The following is an 18,061-nucleotide window of genomic DNA, read 5'->3' on the forward strand; positions in this document are numbered from 1 at the left end:
TCAGGCCTCCTTCGCTGGAGGTGTGGGGCTCGGGACCGGGCGGCGGACGGGGATGTGGGTGGGGTGGGTGTGGAGGTGGTCTTGGGAGTGGTGGCGGGCCCAGGCATCGGCAGCCCGCACGGTGTCGAGGGTCAGATCACGGTCGGGGATCGGGGTGTGGTCGGTGAGTACCTGCTCGACGGTGTGGGTGATGGCGGAGAAGGGGATGGCACCGGCGAGGAAGGCGGTGACGGCTTCCTCGTTGGCCGCGTTGAACACGGCTGGGGCGGTACCGCCGAGGCGCCCTGCTTCGCGGGCGAGGGCGAGGGCGGGGAACCGGGCCTCGTCCACCGGCTCGAAGGTCCAGGCATGGGACCCGGTCCAGTCGAGGGGCTCGATCACAGCGGGTGGGGGGCGGTGGGGCCAGGCGAGGGCGGTGGCGATGGGCAGCCGCATGTCCGGTGGTGCGGCCTGAGCGAGGGTGGAGCCGTCGGCGTACTCGGCCATCGAGTGCACCGCGGACTGGGGGTGGATGACCGCGGTGATGCGGTCATAACCCAGACCGAACAGGGCCTGGGCCTCGATGAGTTCCAGACCCTTGTTGACCAGGGTGGCGGAGTTCACCGTGACGAGTGGGCCCATCCGCCACGTCGGATGCTTCAGGGCCTGGGCGGGAGTGACGGCAGCGAGTTGTGCTCGGGTATGGGTACGGAACGGGCCGCCGCTGCAAGTCAGGACCAGGTGCTGGATGCCGGGGACGGGGCAGGCGTAGGCCCAGCCGGGCAGGCACTGCATGATGGCGCTGTGCTCGGAGTCCACGGGCACGATCTGTCCCGGCCCCGCCACCCGCGCGATCAGCGGGCCGCCGGCCACGAGGGATTCCTTGTTCGCCAACGCCACCAGGCTCCCGGCCTCCAGCGCGGTGAGGGTGGCGGGCAGGCCCGCTGCGCCGGGGAGGGCGTTGAGCACGACATCGCACGGCCAACCGGCAGCAGCCGACAGCCCCTCCGTACCTGGCAGTACCACCGGCAGAGGGAGACGGGGTGTGCCTGCCGCCCACGCCAGGGCAGTGAAGGCGTCAGTGAAGTCCCTGGCAGCGGACGGGTCGGTGACGGCGACCATCCGCGCTCCGGTCCGCAGAGCCTGGCGGGCCAGCACCCCGGGACGGCTTCCGCCCGCGGCCAGGGCCACGGCCCTGAACCGGCCGGGAGAGGCGGCGATGACCTCGACGGCGTGGGCCCCGACGGAACCCGTTGATCCCAGGACCACGACCGACCGCACGTCGCTGTCCCGATACTGCGGCACCCGTACGCCCTCAGCCGTCTGCCGGGCAGCGGAGGGGGCATCGTCCCTCCGTGTGCTCCTGCCCAGGTGTGGCTCGTGCGTGTCAGGGATGGGCCTGTCGCTGCCCGCTGGTTCACGCTTCGCACGCCGGGGACTTCCCGGAGGAACCGGTGCGCCGGCCGTGTCCGCAGGGGCGGGCACCTTGCTATGACGGACGGGCTGCTGGACAGAACCGTTGGAGAGGCGCCAGAAGGTCGGCCAGGCGGCGGCCATCACCGGCCTCCGTCGTCGTGGGGGCGGTCGGCGCGGGCGCGCAGGACGGAGTAGACGATGCCCTGGGCGGTGAGCCCACAGGCGGCGAGGATGTCGGGACGGGTGCCGTGGGCGATGAAGCGTCCGGGCAGGCCCAGCACCCGTACCGGGACGCGGGAGCCGGCGTCGGCCACCGCGCGGGCGACCGCCGTGCCTGCCCCGCCGGCGCGGGTGTTGTCCTCCACCGTCACCACCAGCCGGTGCGCAGTAGCGAGTTCGGTGAGTTCGGGCGGTACGGGCAGGACCCAGCGGGGATCGGCGACCGTCACCCCGATGCCCTGGCCTTCCAGATAGCGGGCGGCTTCCACCGCCGGGCCGGCCAGCGGGCCCACCGTCACCAGCAGCACATCCCGGACCCGGCTCTGGTGCAGGACCTCGACCGGCCCCAGACGCTTGTAGGCGGGGATGTCGTCGGTGACGGCGGCCTTGGGGAAGCGCAGGGCGGTCGGGCCGGAGGTGTGAGTGACGGCCTCGGTGAGGAGTTCACGGAGCCGGGTGGCATCCCGCGGGACACCGACCCGCATGCCCGGGACCGCGCCGAGGAGGGTGAGGTCCCACATACCGTGATGCGAGGGGCCGTCGGGGCCGGTGATCCCGGCCCGGTCCAGGACGAAGGTGACCGGCAGCCGGTGCAGGGCGACATCCATCAGCACCTGGTCGAAGGCACGGCCCAGGAACGTGGCATAGACCGCGACAACCGGGTGGAAGCCACCCAGGGCGAGTCCGGCGGCGGAGGTGACCGCGTGCTGCTCGGCGATGCCCACGTCGAAGAACCGGTGCGGAAAGCGCTCGCCGAAGCGGGCCAGGCCGGTCGGGCCGGGCATCGCCGCCGTGACCGCGACGATGTTCTCGTACCGCTCCCCCAGCTCGCACAGTTCCCCGGCGAACACGCTCGTCCACGACGGGGAGCTGCCAGCCGTGCTGGGGCGGCCCGTTGCCGGGTCCAGGGTGCCGACAGCGTGCATGCAGTCCGCCGCATCCGCCTCGGCGGGCGCGTAGCCGCGGCCCTTGACCGTCACCGCATGGACCACGACCGGACGGCGCAGATCCCGCGCCATGGACAGGGCTTCCTCGAGGGAGGGCAGGTGGTGGCCGTCGACGGGACCGAGATAGGCAAAACCGAGCAGGTGGAAGAGGTTGCGGGCCACCGGCAACGGACCCGGCAACACGACGCCCTCCCCGTCGTCACTGAGCGGTGCGCTGCCATTCCCGTCCTGGCCCTCGCGGTTGCCTGGTCCGTCAGGACGTGCCTGGCTGCGGCCAGCACCCGGAGCTGTAGTGCCTGTGCCGGCCGCGGTGCCGTGCGGGCGCCCGGCCGCATTGAGCAGCCAGTCCACACTGTCCGGCGCACTCGCGCGCAGCTGTTCCAGATGGTCGGCGAGTGCTCCGATGGTGGGGGCGTAGGAGCGTGTGTTGTCGTTGAGGACGATCACGACGGGACGGTCGGGGGCGCCGCCGAGGTTGTTCAGTGCCTCCCAGCACATGCCGCCGGTCAGTGCACCGTCCCCGACCACGGCGACCACCGCACGGCCGCTCTCACCGGTGAGCTGGCGGGCTTTGGCCAGGCCGTCGGCGTAGGACAGGACCGTCGAGGCATGGGAGTTCTCGATCACATCATGCCCGGACTCAGCCCGGGCAAGATATCCGGAGAGACCACCCGCCTGGCGTAGCCGGTCGAAGCCTTCGGCGCGGCCGGTGAGGAGCTTGTGGACATAGCCTTGGTGACCGATGTCGAACAGCACCGTGTCCCGGGGGGAATCGAAGACCCGGTGCAGGGCGATGCTCAGCTCCACCACCCCCAGGTTCGGCCCCAAATGCCCACCCGTCGCACACACCGTGCCGATGAGGAAAGCACGGATTTCAGAAGCCAGGGCCGAAAGGTTGTCGTGCGTGAGACCTCGCAAGTCCTTCGGTGTGGTCAGGGCGGACAGGAGGGGAAAGCGCGCGGCCGGGATACCTGGTCCGGTGAACGGAGCAGTACGAGCGGCAGGAGCCGGGGTCCGTGGTCCGGCAGAAGGCTGCGCGGTGGCCGGGGCGGGGCGGCCCGGTCGGGTAGTCATCGGGACCTCACCGCCGCCGGCAGCCCGAAGGTCACCGTCTCGGTCACGGTGGTGTGCTCGCGAACCGTCACCGGGCCCAGACCCCCGAGCGCCGCGACCACGTCGTCGACCAGGGCCTGCGGGGCGGAGGCCCCAGCACTCAGACCGACCACGCCTGCGTCCTGGACCCACTCCGGGCGGATCCCGGTGACGTCATCGACGAGGTGGGCCGGGGTGCCACCGCGCTGGGCCAGTTCCACCAGGCGTACCGAGTTCGAGGAATTGGCTGAGCCGACCACCAACACCACATCGCTCTGCGCGGCGACAGCTTTCAGGGCGTGCTGGCGGTTGGTGGTGGCGTAGCAGATATCGTCCGAGCCCGGCCCGCGGATGCCGGGGAAACGCTTCTCCAGGGCGGTGATGATCTCGGCTGTCTCGTCCAGGGCGAGGGTGGTCTGGGTCAGGTAGGAGACACGGGCGGGATCCGGGACCCGCAATGCGGTCACGTCGTCGGGGCTCTGCACCAGGACCGTTGCCTCCGGCGCTTCGCCGAGGGTGCCCTCGACCTCCTCGTGTCCCGCATGGCCGACCAGCACCACGGTGTCCCCGCGGGCGGCGAAGCGGCGGGCCTCGGAATGCACCTTCGTCACCAGCGGACAGGTAGCGTCCACCACCTCAAGACCCCGGCGAACCGCCTCCTCGCGCACCTCCGGGGAGACACCGTGCGCGGAGAACACCACCACCGCCCCGTCCGGCACCTCATCCAGCTCCTCCACGAACACCGCACCACGGGACTCCAGGTCACGGACAACGTGGGTGTTATGGACGATCTGCTTCCGCACGAACACCGGACGACCGGCCCCGGCATGACGTTCCAGCAGAGCCTCGACCACCTCGATCGCCCGCTCCACCCCCGCACACAACGACCGCGGCGACGCCAGCAACACCGTACGCGGACGCACCGCCCCCGCCCAGGCGCCCAGCACGGTCCGTACCAGCCCACCCGGCCTGAGCAGCTTGGGAGACGCCATCACCCCCACCGCCAGCACCACCGCACACCCGCCGGCAGCGGCGCCGTCACCGGGTGCCCTCACGTTGGCGGACGCGGTCATCAGCTGGAAGTCGCTGGGCGTTCCCGGGGGCAGCAGCCGCACCGGCCCGGTGCGGGCCCGGAAGCCGTAACCCGCCAGCCCGCCCGCACCCGTCAGCAACGGCGCCGCCGGGCACGGCACCACCGCCCCGCCAGGGTGCCGGATCTCGGTGGCCACCCACACCTCCCCCGGAACCAGAACAGGCACAGAGCGAGCGGCGGGAAGGAAAGGGAGAGTGGAATAGTCCATAACGGCCTGGCTTTCACCGCACTGCAGTCGCAGGCAGTAAGAGGGGCGATCGCCGGGAGCTCCGACGGCCGGTGGGCCCTGCCACACGACGCCGGCTGAGACGATACGGTCACCGCACGCGTGGCGGGGTTGTGGTGAGGACACCCGCACTGGGGAAACCACACGGATCACCGCGGGACACCCGACCAGTACGGGAACACCCAAGGGCGGGAAACTGAGTCACCGCCTTCCCTTTCATAGTTGAGCCCTGTATCAAGGGTGGGGAAGGCGTACACCACCAGCACTCAATAGACGTACAAGCGCCGTCAACGCACCACCGCGCACCCGAACACCCCCGGTGGTACACCAGCACATCCAGCCGTAACTCACCACTCCGACGAGGCATCAACGCCCGTCAACCCGCGCAGTCGCGCCGGTTCGTCATCCACCCTCGCCGAAGCAGAGCAGTCCGCTGCGGACGACGTCCTGTCATTGCGGCCCAATTCCGGTCAACCTCATACCTGAGAAGGACGCTTCGGCTCCCACACCGCGACGACGAGGGCGCCCGCATCCGGGCCCTCGGCCGCAAGGGTTGGCTGCCCGCATTCCGTGACGCAACGCTGTCCCGGACGGGGCCGGGATCGAGGACCCGGTCGTCTTCGAGGAGGACCCGAGCGCCTCCAGCCGCCTCCAGCGCCCGGAGTTGCGCGAACTGCTCCGCCTCGTACGCAGCACCAGAGGCATCCTCGACGTGTTCGACGTCCTCCACCGTGACCAGGTGGCGCTGCGCATCCACGACGGCGCGTTCTCCGCGATGGACCTCGCCGCCTGCCACCCGTGCACCGGCGAACTGCTGTCCACCGTGAGTTCATGGTGCAGACCCTCGCCGCCAGCGAGCTCCAACGCGACTTCCAGCGCGAGCCGTTCTACGATGGGCTGCGGTCCGCCGAGGGCAAGGGCAACAAGGGCGGACGCCGCCCCGCCGTCCCGGCCGGCAAGGCCGATGCCGTGCGCACCGCGCACCTGGAAGGCCGCTCCATCGCAGCTCTCGTCTGCGATCACGATGTCAGCCGCAGTGCCGTCCGCACCGCCATCACCGACCTCCTGCCCGAGCACACCGCGGCCGACCACGAAGACACCATGGCCCTGGAACTGCCGGTCACCTCGATATGCCGGGCAGGGTCGCCGACTTCCTACGTGCAACCGAGCTGGACGTGGTCGAACAGGCCGTGCTCGATCAGGGCGTCACCGCCGTGCCCACGGTTCACCTCCAGCTCCTCGGCTGGTGTCAAGCCCTCGACGGCGCTTCGGCGATCCCGGGGCAAGGCCCGCCGCGAGTATGAGAACCGCGCCAATGCCCTCGGCCAGTGATGCTGGCCTCTGAATTGGGCCGCAGCCCCTTAGCGTTGTTTTCCGCGAGCTCACCAGTCCGGGACCCCTACCAAGGCACAGGAGCCACAGTCCGCACTCCGCGCTGCCACCACGAACAGCCCGAGCGCTACCAGCAGTTCGACCGCGATCAGGCACAATTCCACGCACCTGGTGAGCGCTCCTTCGCACACCTCAAGTCCTGGCGGGTGCTGCGGCGAGCACGCTGCTCGACCAACATGCATCGTCAGGATCGTGGCAGCCGTACGTACCCTCCCGATCTGCGAATATTCAGGATGAAAGCGGTGTATTGACGGCACGGACCCGGTGGCCGGTGTACCTCGTCCTTCACAGAGCACCTCTGTGTTCAGCGCGAGACTGAGGGCATCGAGCAGGTGCCGCCGGTCCCGAGGCCGATCATGCTCGCGCGCCAGAACCGCTGGTCGCCCAAGTCGCGGGGAGGAGAACAGAACTGTCGGCCGCCGGGGCCTGCGCCGGGGCTCGTCAGCCCGGCATGGGCTCTTTTTTGCGGAGCAGGACCACTGCCGTGGCGATCATCCAGATGGAGGTGGCACCGAGGGGGACCAGGAACTGCAAGGTTGATCCTGGGGACCACGGGCCGCGGTAGACGAACGCGCAGCCGAGCGAGGCTGCATTGGCCACGACGACGGCGATGGCACCATGCTCCCCGAGCTTGCGGGGCAGAAGGGGGCATGATCGGTTCGCCCGGGCGATGGCAGCGAAGGTGAGTGCCAGGGGTACCGCGCCGGACGCAAGGAACGTGTTCAGCATGTCCCAGCACAGCGTGATCAGCTTGAGGTCAGAAGGATCGGCTCCGAAAGATGGGTACCCCCGCGCGATCAGGACCATGAGCAGCGTGAGGGCAGAGACAGCAGCCCAGACCGCGAGGTAGCTGCCTATGGCGCCGACCACCACGTTCCGCAGCGTGGCTGTTGTGCCGTCACGCTGCTCATATGCCCCGATGAGCAGCACGAAGAACAGGAAGACCGCAGCTCCGTACGCGATTGTCACGATCGACTGGATTTCCCCGATGTGATAATGGAAGAGGTAGTCCAGGTACACCTGGCCGTGCAGGTTGTCATCCGGGTAGGGGAATGTAGGGGAGAAGAACACGAGCGCGGACATGAGGACGATTGGGGTGAATCCGATCAGGCCGATCGTTCGCAGATCGCGACGGCCATTCCGGCCGCTTGCGGCGTGTTCACCGTGCGCTGCGTTCGTTTTCATGTGAGCACCTTCGCTTCGTCAAGGCCCGGGGAATTCAGCGCCGGTCTTCGGAGCGCGCGTCGACGTGGTCAGCCTTGTCGGGGACGCGTGTTGCGGCAGGTGGAGGTTTCTCATCGGCCGGCGGCGGAGGGTAGAACTGGGACGCCCAGTGGCGGAAGTGGCCTACCGGGCCGTCTTTGTCATTGAGCCGAGGGTGCGGCACATACCGCTTGTGGTGCATGATGGGGAAGTCCTCGGTGACGATCGGCCAGAACGCCGCTACTGCACAGCGGCCCAGCATCCTCGACAGCGCCTTCGAACGCCGGGAAGGCGCCGGGCGCCGCTTTCCGTCCCGCGTCCGGCCTGTGCCCATTGCCAGCCAGAGGCGGATACGCCATGGGCCGATGGGGGTAGCGAGAGTCCAGTTGTCCACGTAGATGTTCCAGGGAAGGTACGCACGGACATACACGGCCCCGGGGCCGATGAGCTGAAATGCGCTGGTTTTGGAGAAGTTCCCGAATCCGAAAGTCTTGACGCGCAAGCGGGCATGGACCGAATAGAGCGGCCCGTCGGCAGTGGGAGCGGATTCCTCTTCTGTGCTCATTTTGTGCAGCGTGGCGATATGCCCGTAGTCGACCGTGTTCTCTGCGACTTCCTGCGGATGGCCCACCAGGTCGATTGCCCGCTGGGCGAGCACCTCACCACTCGGCAAGGCCGGCAGTTCCCATGTGGGCGGCGTCCGGTCGTGTGCGTGCCAGACCCAGATGATCCCGTACTGCTCCCGGACGTGCAGCGTGGCCAAGGTGGCCCTGGGCGGTGTGCCGTAGGGCGTGACGGTACAGTTCCCGTCCGGCCCGAAGCCGAATTTATGGAAGGGGCAGATGATGTTCTCGCCGTCGATCCGGCCGGATCCCAGATGCGCTCCCAGGTGGGGGCAGTACGGCTCGACGGCACGGATAACCCCCTTCTTTGTCCGGTAGACGACGATCTCTCCGTCCATGAACGGCTTGGTCAGGATGGTGCCCGCCTTCCATTCCGTGGCGAGCCCCACGCCGAACCATCCATTGGGGTGCGGCAGCGCCGGCGGTGACATGTCGTTTCCAGGCCGGAGCCGGAGTCCGCGGAACTGGCGTACCTTCATAATTTCTTACCTCCAGCGGAAGACTGTCACCCTTACGGATGTGGGACTCGGACACCGCGTGGATGGCAGGTGACGGTGAAGTGCCGGAGTTCTCCCAGGTTGGTTTTGACTGGTCCTGAGAGGCTGAGGGAACACCTGCCCGGCGAGGGATCGGAAACCGTAACCCGCCGGCCCGCGCCCATCAGCAACGACGCCGCCCGGCACGGCACCACCGCCCCGTCAGGACGCCGGATCTCGGTGGCCACCCACAGCTCCCCCGGAACCAGAACAGGCCCACACCCAGCGACGGGAAGAGAAGGAAAAGCGGAATAGTCCATGACGGCCTGGCCTTCACCGCGCTGCAATCACAGGCAGTACAAGAAGGGGCCGATCGCCGGGAGGCTCCGACGGCCGGTGGGCCCTGACACGACGCCGGCTGAGGGATACGGTCACCGAACGCGTAACAGGGCTGGGGCGAGGACCCCCGTGCCGAGGGAGAACATTCGGATCACCGCGGGACACTCCACCAGCACGGGAACACTCGAAGGGCGGGAATCTGGGGCACCGCCTTCCCCTTCATAGTTGAGCCCTGTACCAAGGGTGAGGAAGGCGCATACCGCCAGCGCCCAATAAACGTACAAGTGCCGTCAACCGTCACGAGCCTGGACATCGACCAGTTCCTGACCCGCTGGACAAACCGCATCCACACCGAGCGCGGGCTCACCAACACCCGCTGCTTCACGACGGACGGCACCGCCGGACACCCCGAACAGGCCCCCTACGATCGCCTGAGTGCCTGCGGAGGTGATGGCGGCCACCTCCGCCGGTCCCCTGCGCAGTCGGCTGCTGATCCTGGGTCAGCAATCGAAGGACTCCAGGTCAGCCTCGCCGGCGCAAGAACCGACACCCCGCCACCCGCTACGACGTGGGCAAAACCGTCAAGCGACCCGAGAGGCTGATCGAACGTGACCGAAGCAGACCGCAGCGATCAGAGCCCTCAACACAGAGAGTGACATCGCGGTTAAGGAACAAGCTCAACGGCATGACAGGACCTTTCGGCGCAACTGGGCGTAGACACCACAGTTGCTATCGAGAGGTCCTGCCCGTGGGGGGAGGATTTCTCCCATTCCGGCCCCAAGATCGAAGTGATCAGGTTCTTCATAGGCGCTGACATAGGCCAGCCAGCGCATACAGCAGCTCGTAGCTGGTGCTGATCATCCGGCAGGTGTGGCCGCGCCGGGTTGCCAGTGCGACCAGCCCGGTGTGCGTCGCCGGGTGGTAGCCGAGGAACGCCTGCTGCCCGAACGTCGCACCCGCGTGGAAGAGCAACGAGCCCTGTGGAGCAGGGTGGTGAAACCACGTCAGGGTGTGTGTGCTGCGGTGCCGCCAGCCGCGGTGCAACAGCGGAACCTGGACGTCACGCAGCGGCCCGGAGAGTGGTGTGTCCTCGGGAGAGAGGTGCGCTTCGAGGTAGCCGAGCAGATCGCCGGGGGTGGACCGGACCGCGCCGGCGGCCGCGAAGGCGCCCATATCGGCGCCGGCCACCGGCGTCACCCCGTTCGTACAGTGTCCGATGGCGTCGGTACCGGTGGCCCCGGGGCCCAGGGTGGTGTCGTCCAGCCCGAGCGGGCGCAGCACGTGGTCCCTGAGCAGGGAGGGGTAGTCGGCGCCCGCGGCGTGGGACATCGCCGGGGCGAGCAGCGCCAGCCCGAAGTTGGAGTACCGCCAGCGGGTGCCCGGCCGGTTCCGGGGCCGGGTGCGGGCGAAGGTGCGCAGCAGCCGCTCGGTGTCGTAGGCGGCGTACCCGTTGTCGTACGGACGCAGCAGGGCGCCGGCGATCAGGTCGGTGGGGATCCGCGGCAGCCCCGAGGTGTGGGTGGCCAGATGCCGCAGGGTGATCCGGCGCGAGTGCGGATGCGGCAGTGGCAAGTCCGGCAGATGGGCGGTGAGCGGATCGTCCAGGGTGAGCACGCCGGCCCTGGCCAGGGCGGCCAGCAGGAGCACGGTGAAGGTCTTGGACGCCGAGCCCAGTTCGTAGCGCAGCGTATGGCGTGGTGTCGGCGGCGGCAGCGCGGAACCTCCGGTGAGCACGGTCCGCACACCGTGCCGGGTGACAGCGACCGCGACGTCCGGGGCGTCGATATGGGCGACCGCGTCCGCGAGGCGGTCGGCGAGCGCGGCATCGCGTTCCGCGCTCATCAGGCGGCGGACATCGCCCGGGAAGTGGCCATCGCGGAGGCGAACGTGGCGACCAGGGTGGGATGGTGGACCAGGTCGAAGACGCGCGCCGGATCGCCCTGCGGCATCCCGCCCTGGATGGGCATCGCACCGGAGTCCGACTGCGCGGCGGCATAGCGCTCCCACAGCCCCGCGTCCAGTGTGGGCCGTGGCAGACAGGCGTCGACAACGAGGAGTTCACCCAGCAGATCCCAGTGTTCCAGTTCCGCCCAGTCGTCCATCCATGCCGGCAGATAGCACGTGAGGTAGTCGGCGATCTCCGGCGGGATTCGCTCCGGGAACTCGCCCCAGTTGGTGAGGTGGAAGACGCCGTGGGTGATGTCGTAGCCGATGTGGCGCTGCACCGTCCACGGCTCGGGCAGCTGCCCCAGCCAGGTGCGGGCCACTGCCTCGTCGAAGTCGGCACTGGGCGCCAGGCCCAGATTGCGCTCCGCGTTGAGCACACCGAGCCGCCGGTTGGGCACCATCTCCCGCGCCGTCCAGGTCAGCGTGCGTCGGCCGGCCCGCATCGCGGCCTCCAGCCCCGGATGACGGTGGCCCAGCTTGTAGAAGATGGCATAGATCTCCAGCGGTACGGGCGAGATCGGCTCGTCGTGCTGGAGCCGGGCCAGCACATTGCCGCCGTCGAGTAACTCGCGCCAGGTGAAGTCCAACAGCTGCTCGGCGCGGGCCTGCTGCCGCGAGCCGGCCACGCCCTCCCGGAACAGCACCCGCATATTGAGGGCCAGTTCCCCGATGGGTTTGAGCCGTTCGATGACGGCGTTAGCGACGAAGTCGTCGGGGGTCAGCCTGAAGTAGTCACGGTGGTCGTCGAGCCAGGCCAGGGCCCGGTCGCCGACCCCGTGCAGCAAAGCGGGGGACGCGGCCGTCACGGTCAAGGGGCACTCTCGCTTTCGCAGGGGGCCGCCCGCCCACCAGCGCCGGGCTCGCGCCCGTCGGGCCGGTGCCGGCGTCATCGGCGGCAGACCGCGCGAGGGTAGCGGCGAACGCGGTCACCAGGGTGGAGTGGTAGCAGGCGGCGAAGAGGACACCGGGGTCGCCCGAGGTCGGCGCCGCGCCTATCTCGGGGATACTGCCGTCGGCCGCCTGCACGTCCGCCAGCCGCTGCCAGGCCACCGGATCGTACGGGGCATTCGGCAGACAGGCCGTCGCGGCAAGCAACTCGCCCGCCAGGTCCCATAGTTGCTCTTCCAGCCAGTTCTCCAGCCAGGCGGGGAGCCATAGCCGCAGATAGCCGGCGAGTTCGCAGGACAGCCCCTGCCGGTTGCGCCCCCAGTCGGTGAGGTGAAAGACGTCGTGGGTCATGCCGTAGGCCGCCTTGCGATCCAGCGTCCAGGGCTCCGGCAGTCGGCCGAGACCGGTCAGTGCCAGCACGGCGGAGAAGTCGGCGTGCTGCCGCAGCCCGATCCGCCGCTCCGCGTTGAGAACGCCGAGTGTACGGGTGTGGTCCTCGCGCGCCACCCGCCAGCCGCGCAGCCGAGTGGTCGTGCGCAGCAGCTCGTCGACCTCGGCATGGCGCAGCCCGGCCTGGGCGAAGATCCCGTAGAGCTCCACCGGATAGATGGCGAACGGCTCCCCGCGGATCAGGTCGGCGAACAGCTCGCCGTGCCGGGTCTCGTTCCAGGCGAACGCGAACAGCCGGCGGGCGGTCAGCCGGATCTCGTCCAGCGGGTGCAACGCCCCGATAAGCTGGGCCAGTTCGGCGAGCTCGCCGAGCGGTTTGAGGGGCAGGGAGGAGTCGGCGCCGGTCGTCACGCCCGGGGGCAGGCGGAAGGACTCGCGCGCCTCCTCCAGCCACCCCAGGCTGCCGCGGACCAGTCGGTCCAGCAGCCCCGAGTCACTGCGCTCGGCCGTCATCAGCCACGTCCATGGAATCGCTGGGCGGCCACGGTGTGCAGCTTCACCCGTGGGTCGGCACCGTCCATCTGGCAGACGAACGCCAGACCACTGTCGAGCCCCAGGGTCTGCGGTACGTCGGGCAGCCGGGCCAGCCAGCGGCCCAGGCCGGCCGCCTGCAGCCAGTCCCGGCGGCGGACCGCCCGGACGAAACCGCGCGCCAGGTCGTCGGTACGGTCGGCCAGGTGGTCGACGAGACTGAGCGTCAGCCCCGGCAGTGCGAGTGCGGCGAGCCGTGACACCCGGCACGACAGCTGCGGCCAAGGGGCGCTCCCGACCCAGCCGGTCTCGGCCTCGGGCACAGGCGGCCACTGCCGTCCGCCTCCGGGCAGGAACCTGTGGGCGGCCTCGACCAGGCCCCGGTAGGTCCACACCGAGACCTCCGAGGCGGCCTTCGGCGGGAAGGCCGCGAGCGCCTGCCGGACCACCGCTTCGTCGTCCGCGCCGAAGGGCGCCGCCAAGTGCTCCGCGGCATACGGCGCGAGCGCATCGGCGCCGAGCACCCGGACCGCGGCCGGGGTCAGCGGGTCCCCCTGCCGCAGGATGCCGGACAGCGCATAAGGGCCGCCCTCACCTTGCAGGGCGAGGGCAACCCCGGTGGCAGCATCGGCGATCACGGCGCTCAGCAGGCCTGCTCCCTGAGCCTGTTCGGCCAATGCCATTCCCCTTAACGAGGGTTGGTCTTGGGCCGGGGAGCCGGCGACGAGAGCAACAGCAGCGGGCTGAGCAGCCCACTGCCTAGACACTCACGGGTATCGCGGAAGACGGCGGCCGGCTCGACGGGTTCCAGCAGTTCCTCGACGTCGGCGGCCAGAGCGGCCTCGACCGGCGCAGTGCGATCCGTAGCCATGGGATCAACTCCTTTGAATGAGCCCCTCCGGTCGCGACCGGATCGGCTGATGGAGCATCCGGTAGCGGGACAAAGCTCCTTGCCATTGCATAGAGCATCAAGATCACTTTGCAGAGCAGGGAGCTTCCGATGGTCGGATAACCGTGTCAACTTCAATTCCCCCATCTGGGCTGGAGAACCTGATTGTCACCCAAAGGAGTGAAGTGGGCAGCTCGTGAGGGGCCTTAGCACCGCACCCGGCAGATCAGCCGCTCTCATCATGATGCATTCAGCGCAACGTCGACGTATCGGCTACGGCTCCGCCCTCGTCCCAGATCACCAAGTGAAGCCGTCACGAGCATCGGCCGTCGTCCGGACCACTGCCATGCAGTTCAGCGGGTTTTCTTCTGCCTGCGCATTGATGCGTCCAAAGTAGTTCCGCCCGTTCGCTGTCGTTGCTGATCGCGGCCCGCACAGGTCGCACAGCTCCGGCCCGAGATAGTCCTCACCAAGCTGCTCGGTGTCGTCGCCGCTCTCCATCCGCTCACTACCCCTTGACGGCCGACGAGGGCGACTCCCCCGCAGATGCGGACGGCGTCCGACCGACGCTCTGCTGGAAGGCCCGGAGGCCATGCTGGACGCAGGGCTCGACCGGATCCGTACGGTCCTCGTCCAGGACGACGGCCACTACTGCGAGTGCCTGGCCGACGCGGTGCTCGCGGCGTGCCTGGAGGCATGACGCAACCGGCCGCGCGTCCCCTGTCGGCTGCCGGCAGGGGACGCGCGGCCGGTGCAGGGGCGGTGTGTCACCTGCGGTGCCCTCGGCTGCTGATACCGGGGCCGGTCACTCGTTGACGAGCGTGTTGCTGGTGGAGCTGTTGGCGACGCCGGCGACCGGGATGGCGTTGCTGCCCATGTCGGGAGGAGACGCACGGCATGACCTGGATCATGGTGGTCCGGCTCATGACTGGTGCGGCCGTTCCCAGACGGTGGCGTCGAAGGTGATCCTCTCCGGCGTGCCGTCGGCATCGAGGCGGACCTCGGTGACCTGGAGCAGGGCGAGGTGGCGCCGGTCGGTCAGGACGCACAGGCGCAAGCCGGTGCGCAGATCGGCGGTCGGGACGCTGATGCCGTATTCCTGCTGGATCGCGCAGGTGCGACGACTGGCCGCGCTTCCTTCGGGGAACCAGGCGAGGACGGAGTCGTGACTACCGGTCAGCCGCTGGTCGGCGAGGGTGAACTCGATGTCGTCCGCCTCCGTGCCGGGGGCGCGGTGGAGGGGCCATGCGGTGGGGTCGAGATCGGCGCTCTGACCCGGGCGCATGGTCAGCGGGCTGTGGCGGCGGATCGTTTCGGCCGGGCTGTCCACCGGCTTGCCGGACGGCGTCGAGACTTCGGCGGACGGGGATTTCGCGCTGGTGCCGACGTGGAGGGCGATGGCGGCGCCTGCCAGGGTTGCGGTCGCGATGAGGGCGATGGCCAGGACGGTGCCTCGGACGCGCCCCTGGTGGCGCTCCGAGGCGATCGTCAAGGGCTCGCTGTCCGACGCCGGTTGGGGAGGGGCAGGAGCGGAGGCCGTGGAGTCGGGCCGTGCTGCCCGGGAGGCCGTCTTCCAGCGTCTGGCCCACTCGGCCTGTTCCGCCTCGTCCGCGCCGCAGGCCCGTACGTAGGCCAGAGTGGTCTCCAGGGTCGGCAACCTCTTGCCGGCCGCCGCCGTGGACAGCGTGCTCGGTGCGCAGGCCGCCCGCCGGGACATGGACCGGTAATCCGGGCCCCCTGCCTCCTCCCGCCGCTTCTGCAGCTCGTAGGCGAACCGCTCGACCGGTCCCGCCTCGGGGTCCGGCAACCGCTGTACCCGTCCCATGATCCCCCCAGCCGTGGCGCCGCATTGGTGTTCGGGCAGCTGACAGCGCCGAACATCATTGGTGAACAACGCGAGCGCGGCAAGAGGGCGCTCGTCTCCGGGCCGGTCCGTACGGTCAACCCGTACTCGACAGACCCGCCTTCGGAAGGAGATCCGTATGACGCCGGCCCATCACGTCCGTCGGGTTCTGCCCTGCCTGCTGTTCGCTCTCGTGCTGCTGTCTCCAGTGGCGCCGTACGCCACCCACGCCCTGGAAAGACCGGCGAAGGCGGCGAACGAGGCGAGAGCGATGGCCGTGGACCTGCTGCGGAACATGCGCGATAACGGCGACAACAACTGCCCTGGAAAGGCCAACGGCCTCTATATCAACTGGCGTTACGGCACGGATCCCCTGGAGGTGAACTTCGGCAGCAACGGCACCCCGGACGCCACGCCGTGCGCTCGGCACGACCGTCTGACCGACCTGCGGTTCCTGCACAACCTGCTGCACTACAAGAAGCTGGCCCCCGAGGACACGCAGTTCGACCACGCCATCACCCGGTACACGGAGATCGTGAAGAGCGACTTCGCCAACGGGCATGACGACCGGGGATGGGCGTACTTCGAGTTCAGCCGACTGGCCGCGCTGAGCACCGATCCGTTCTTCGCCGCGACCGCGCGTTCCACCGTGCGCAAGTGGCTGGGCGAGCAGCCCAAACCGGACCGCGGCGACTGGGCCGTGGAACAGGCCGCCGCGATGATCCACCTGGGCACCTCGACCGGTGACGACACCCTGGTCCAGCAGGGGCGCAGCCGGCTGGAGGCGGCCTACCGGACCTACTACAACGGCCAGTACCACGTGATCCTGAGCCAGCAGCAGGTCAAACTCGGCGAGGTGGGGCAGGAGATCGAAGCCCTGGCATGGGCGGGTATGGCGGACAAGGCGCGAGACCTGCTCACCGGTGCGCAAGCGCTCTGGGACAGTCAGCACCGCGGCTATTTCAAGTCGCTGGACTTCCGCCAGGGCACCCCGCCGAGACTGGACAAAGGCAAGAAGGAGGGCGGACGGCAGGCGGAGATGCTGCTGGCCGCGCAGGTGGCCGGCGACGCCGGTCTCACCCGGACGATGCTGGACCTGGTGACCGGGCCCATCTACTACACCCACGGCCACGGCATCGTCTATGAGCAGGCCCCCGACTGGTCGATCCGCGCAACCCCCAACGGACCGGAGAACTGGGTCACCACCGAGGCCATGGGTATCGCCGTCAACGCATTGCTGTCGGTTGCCGATACGGGCGGTACCCCCGTGCCACCGCGTGACAGCACGACATTCACCCCGGTACCGCTCCCGGACGGCCAGGAGACCGCGGCCCCGCAGCGCGGTGCCCAGTACTACGGCGGCGAACAGCCTCCGCCCAACTGGCCGTTGACCGACAGCTACGCACGATTCTGCTGGTCGAAGATCGAAAAGGAGCGCGGGCAGTACGACACCGGGGCCATCGACCAGGCGCTGGCGGACGCCCGCTCCCGTGGCTACACCTACGGCTGGCGGATCATGCCGGTCAACACCGGTGACACCGGCTGCCTGCCGCGGTATCTCAAACAGGACATCGCCGGGAACGACGGAGGCAACGGCGCCTATATTCCCGACTTCAACGCCCCGGAGTACCTCGACCGCGCCCAGGCCCTGATGTCCTACCTCGGGCAGCGCTACGACACCGACCCGCGGGTCGGCATCCTGGACATGAGCCTGTACGGCTGCTGGGGCGAATGGAACGAGTCCGGCGACTGCTGGGGCGGCAGCGGAATGGCGGCGATGACCCAGCAGAACCGGCGGAAACTCATCGACTTGCAGTACCAGGCATTTCCCCACAAGCGCTTTCTGATGCTGAGCAACCATCAGGACTCGCTCGACTACGCGCTGAACGCCACCCGGCTCCTGCCCACCGGCGTACGCGTGGACTGCCTCGGCCGCCCGTCCCTCGGCGGCGACCGTGACGTACTGGACAACGACCGGCTCGCACACGACCGCTGGAAGACCGCACCGTTGTACTTCGAGTACTGCAGCAACCCCGACTTCGCCCTCGGCGCGCAGGACATCGCCCGCTATCACGCGACCTTCGCCGGCGACGGTGACGGCAACCTCAACGACTTCAGCAGCTACGGCGACCAGGACCAGCGGAACATGCTGCGCGGCTACCTCAGCTCCGGCTACCGGTTCCGGCTCAGCCAGCTCACCCTGCCCGGCACGCTGACCCCGGGAGCCGCATTCCCGGTCACCGGCGTCTGGGCCAACGCCAACACCGCACCTGCCTATCTCCCCTGGCAGACCCGGATCCAGCTCCGCTCCGGCACCACCGTCGCCTGGGAAGACATCTCCCGGCTGGACCTGAGCACACCATTCGCCGACCAGCCCACCGGCGGGGAACAGCGCATCCTCACCGAGAACTTCACCCTCCCGGACACGATCGCGCACGGCACCTATCAACTCTGCCTGAAGATCACCGATCCCGGCGGTACGTACCAGCCACTGGCACTGGCGAACGCCGGACGCGGTGACGACGGCACCTACTGCCTCGGTCAGGTGACCGTGGGCACGTGACCTCA

The 18,061-nt window shown here is 69.0% G+C and carries 14 protein-coding genes and 1 pseudogene; 3 read left to right on the forward strand and 12 right to left on the reverse strand.

Annotated elements, in window-relative coordinates:
• From dxr to ispH, 3 genes are all read right to left on the reverse strand, one after another.
• Positions 1 to 1,284 carry a 1-deoxy-D-xylulose-5-phosphate reductoisomerase gene (gene dxr, locus ACH427_RS27835; RefSeq protein WP_398873737.1) on the reverse strand — a complete coding sequence of 428 codons (1,284 nt, stop codon included), beginning with the start codon at positions 1,282 to 1,284 and terminating at the stop codon, positions 1 to 3.
• Positions 1,285 to 1,535: 251 nt separating this feature from the next.
• Positions 1,536 to 3,530, reverse strand: a complete 1,995-nt coding sequence (locus tag ACH427_RS27840) for a 1-deoxy-D-xylulose-5-phosphate synthase (RefSeq protein ID WP_398873857.1) — start codon at positions 3,528 to 3,530, stop codon at positions 1,536 to 1,538.
• A 101-nt stretch (positions 3,531 to 3,631) separates the two neighbouring features.
• Complete coding sequence (ispH, locus tag ACH427_RS27845) at positions 3,632 to 4,882, reverse strand: 4-hydroxy-3-methylbut-2-enyl diphosphate reductase (RefSeq protein WP_398873739.1); 1,251 nt, start codon at positions 4,880 to 4,882, stop codon at positions 3,632 to 3,634.
• Positions 4,883 to 5,803: 921 nt separating this feature from the next.
• Here ispH and ACH427_RS27850 point away from each other — a divergent pair.
• On the forward strand, positions 5,804 to 6,304 hold the full coding sequence (locus tag ACH427_RS27850; RefSeq protein WP_398873741.1) for a resolvase: 501 nt from the start codon (positions 5,804 to 5,806) through the stop codon (positions 6,302 to 6,304).
• A 68-nt stretch (positions 6,305 to 6,372) separates the two neighbouring features.
• Positions 6,373 to 6,601 (forward strand): annotated as a pseudogene (locus ACH427_RS27855) (IS5/IS1182 family transposase); the annotation flags it as partial.
• A gap of 204 nt (positions 6,602 to 6,805) precedes the next feature.
• Here the strand turns inward: ACH427_RS27855 and ACH427_RS27860 are convergent.
• The 9 genes from ACH427_RS27860 to ACH427_RS27900 form a co-directional block, all read right to left on the reverse strand.
• Positions 6,806 to 7,549 (reverse strand): hypothetical protein, encoded by a 744-nt coding sequence (locus ACH427_RS27860; protein WP_398873743.1) that lies wholly within the window; start codon positions 7,547 to 7,549, stop codon positions 6,806 to 6,808.
• A gap of 34 nt (positions 7,550 to 7,583) precedes the next feature.
• Positions 7,584 to 8,669 carry an aromatic ring-hydroxylating dioxygenase subunit alpha gene (locus ACH427_RS27865; RefSeq protein ID WP_398873745.1) on the reverse strand — a complete coding sequence of 362 codons (1,086 nt, stop codon included), beginning with the start codon at positions 8,667 to 8,669 and terminating at the stop codon, positions 7,584 to 7,586.
• Positions 8,670 to 9,806: 1,137 nt separating this feature from the next.
• Positions 9,807 to 10,847, reverse strand: coding sequence for a serine hydrolase domain-containing protein (locus ACH427_RS27870; RefSeq protein ID WP_398873747.1), 1,041 nt, complete (start codon positions 10,845 to 10,847; stop codon positions 9,807 to 9,809).
• Positions 10,847 to 11,764, reverse strand: a complete 918-nt coding sequence (locus ACH427_RS27875) for a DUF6895 family protein (protein WP_398873749.1) — start codon at positions 11,762 to 11,764, stop codon at positions 10,847 to 10,849. The genes ACH427_RS27870 and ACH427_RS27875 overlap by 1 nt, the downstream gene beginning before the upstream one ends.
• A complete protein-coding gene (locus ACH427_RS27880) occupies positions 11,685 to 12,743 on the reverse strand; it encodes a DUF6895 family protein (RefSeq protein ID WP_398873751.1) in 1,059 nt (352 codons plus the stop codon). The genes ACH427_RS27875 and ACH427_RS27880 overlap by 80 nt, the downstream gene beginning before the upstream one ends.
• The gene (locus ACH427_RS27885; RefSeq protein ID WP_398873753.1) at positions 12,743 to 13,438 is read right to left on the reverse strand and encodes a hypothetical protein; all 696 of its coding nucleotides are present in this window, start codon (positions 13,436 to 13,438) and stop codon (positions 12,743 to 12,745) included. The genes ACH427_RS27880 and ACH427_RS27885 overlap by 1 nt, the downstream gene beginning before the upstream one ends.
• Before the next feature lie 11 nt (positions 13,439 to 13,449).
• Complete coding sequence (locus ACH427_RS27890) at positions 13,450 to 13,632, reverse strand: hypothetical protein (RefSeq protein ID WP_398873755.1); 183 nt, start codon at positions 13,630 to 13,632, stop codon at positions 13,450 to 13,452.
• A gap of 315 nt (positions 13,633 to 13,947) precedes the next feature.
• Positions 13,948 to 14,151: a hypothetical protein gene (locus ACH427_RS27895; RefSeq protein ID WP_398873757.1), complete on the reverse strand. Its 204-nt coding sequence runs from the start codon at positions 14,149 to 14,151 to the stop codon at positions 13,948 to 13,950.
• 421 nt (positions 14,152 to 14,572) lie between these two features.
• Positions 14,573 to 15,475: a hypothetical protein gene (locus tag ACH427_RS27900; protein WP_398873759.1), complete on the reverse strand. Its 903-nt coding sequence runs from the start codon at positions 15,473 to 15,475 to the stop codon at positions 14,573 to 14,575.
• A gap of 157 nt (positions 15,476 to 15,632) precedes the next feature.
• Between ACH427_RS27900 and ACH427_RS27905 the strand changes: the two genes are divergently transcribed.
• Positions 15,633 to 18,056, forward strand: a complete 2,424-nt coding sequence (locus ACH427_RS27905) for a DUF4832 domain-containing protein (RefSeq protein ID WP_398873761.1) — start codon at positions 15,633 to 15,635, stop codon at positions 18,054 to 18,056.
• The last annotated feature ends 5 nt before the right edge of the window (positions 18,057 to 18,061 follow it).

The organism is Streptomyces sp. NPDC020379, from assembly GCF_044387105.1.
GTDB lineage: Bacteria > Actinomycetota > Actinomycetes > Streptomycetales > Streptomycetaceae > Streptomyces.

Coding starts and splice junctions, on each gene's coding strand:
- ACH427_RS27850 (WP_398873741.1), top strand. CDS start 5,804: ATGGTGCAGACCCTCGCCGCCAGCGAGCTCCAACGCGACTTCCAGCGC.
- ACH427_RS27860 (WP_398873743.1), bottom strand. CDS start 7,549: ATGAAAACGAACGCAGCGCACGGTGAACACGCCGCAAGCGGCCGGAAT.
- ACH427_RS27865 (WP_398873745.1), bottom strand. CDS start 8,669: ATGAAGGTACGCCAGTTCCGCGGACTCCGGCTCCGGCCTGGAAACGAC.
- ACH427_RS27870 (WP_398873747.1), bottom strand. CDS start 10,847: ATGAGCGCGGAACGCGATGCCGCGCTCGCCGACCGCCTCGCGGACGCG.
- ACH427_RS27880 (WP_398873751.1), bottom strand. CDS start 12,743: ATGACGGCCGAGCGCAGTGACTCGGGGCTGCTGGACCGACTGGTCCGC.
- ACH427_RS27890 (WP_398873755.1), bottom strand. CDS start 13,632: ATGGCTACGGATCGCACTGCGCCGGTCGAGGCCGCTCTGGCCGCCGAC.
- ACH427_RS27895 (WP_398873757.1), bottom strand. CDS start 14,151: ATGGAGAGCGGCGACGACACCGAGCAGCTTGGTGAGGACTATCTCGGG.
- ACH427_RS27900 (WP_398873759.1), bottom strand. CDS start 15,475: ATGGGACGGGTACAGCGGTTGCCGGACCCCGAGGCGGGACCGGTCGAG.
- ACH427_RS27905 (WP_398873761.1), top strand. CDS start 15,633: ATGACGCCGGCCCATCACGTCCGTCGGGTTCTGCCCTGCCTGCTGTTC.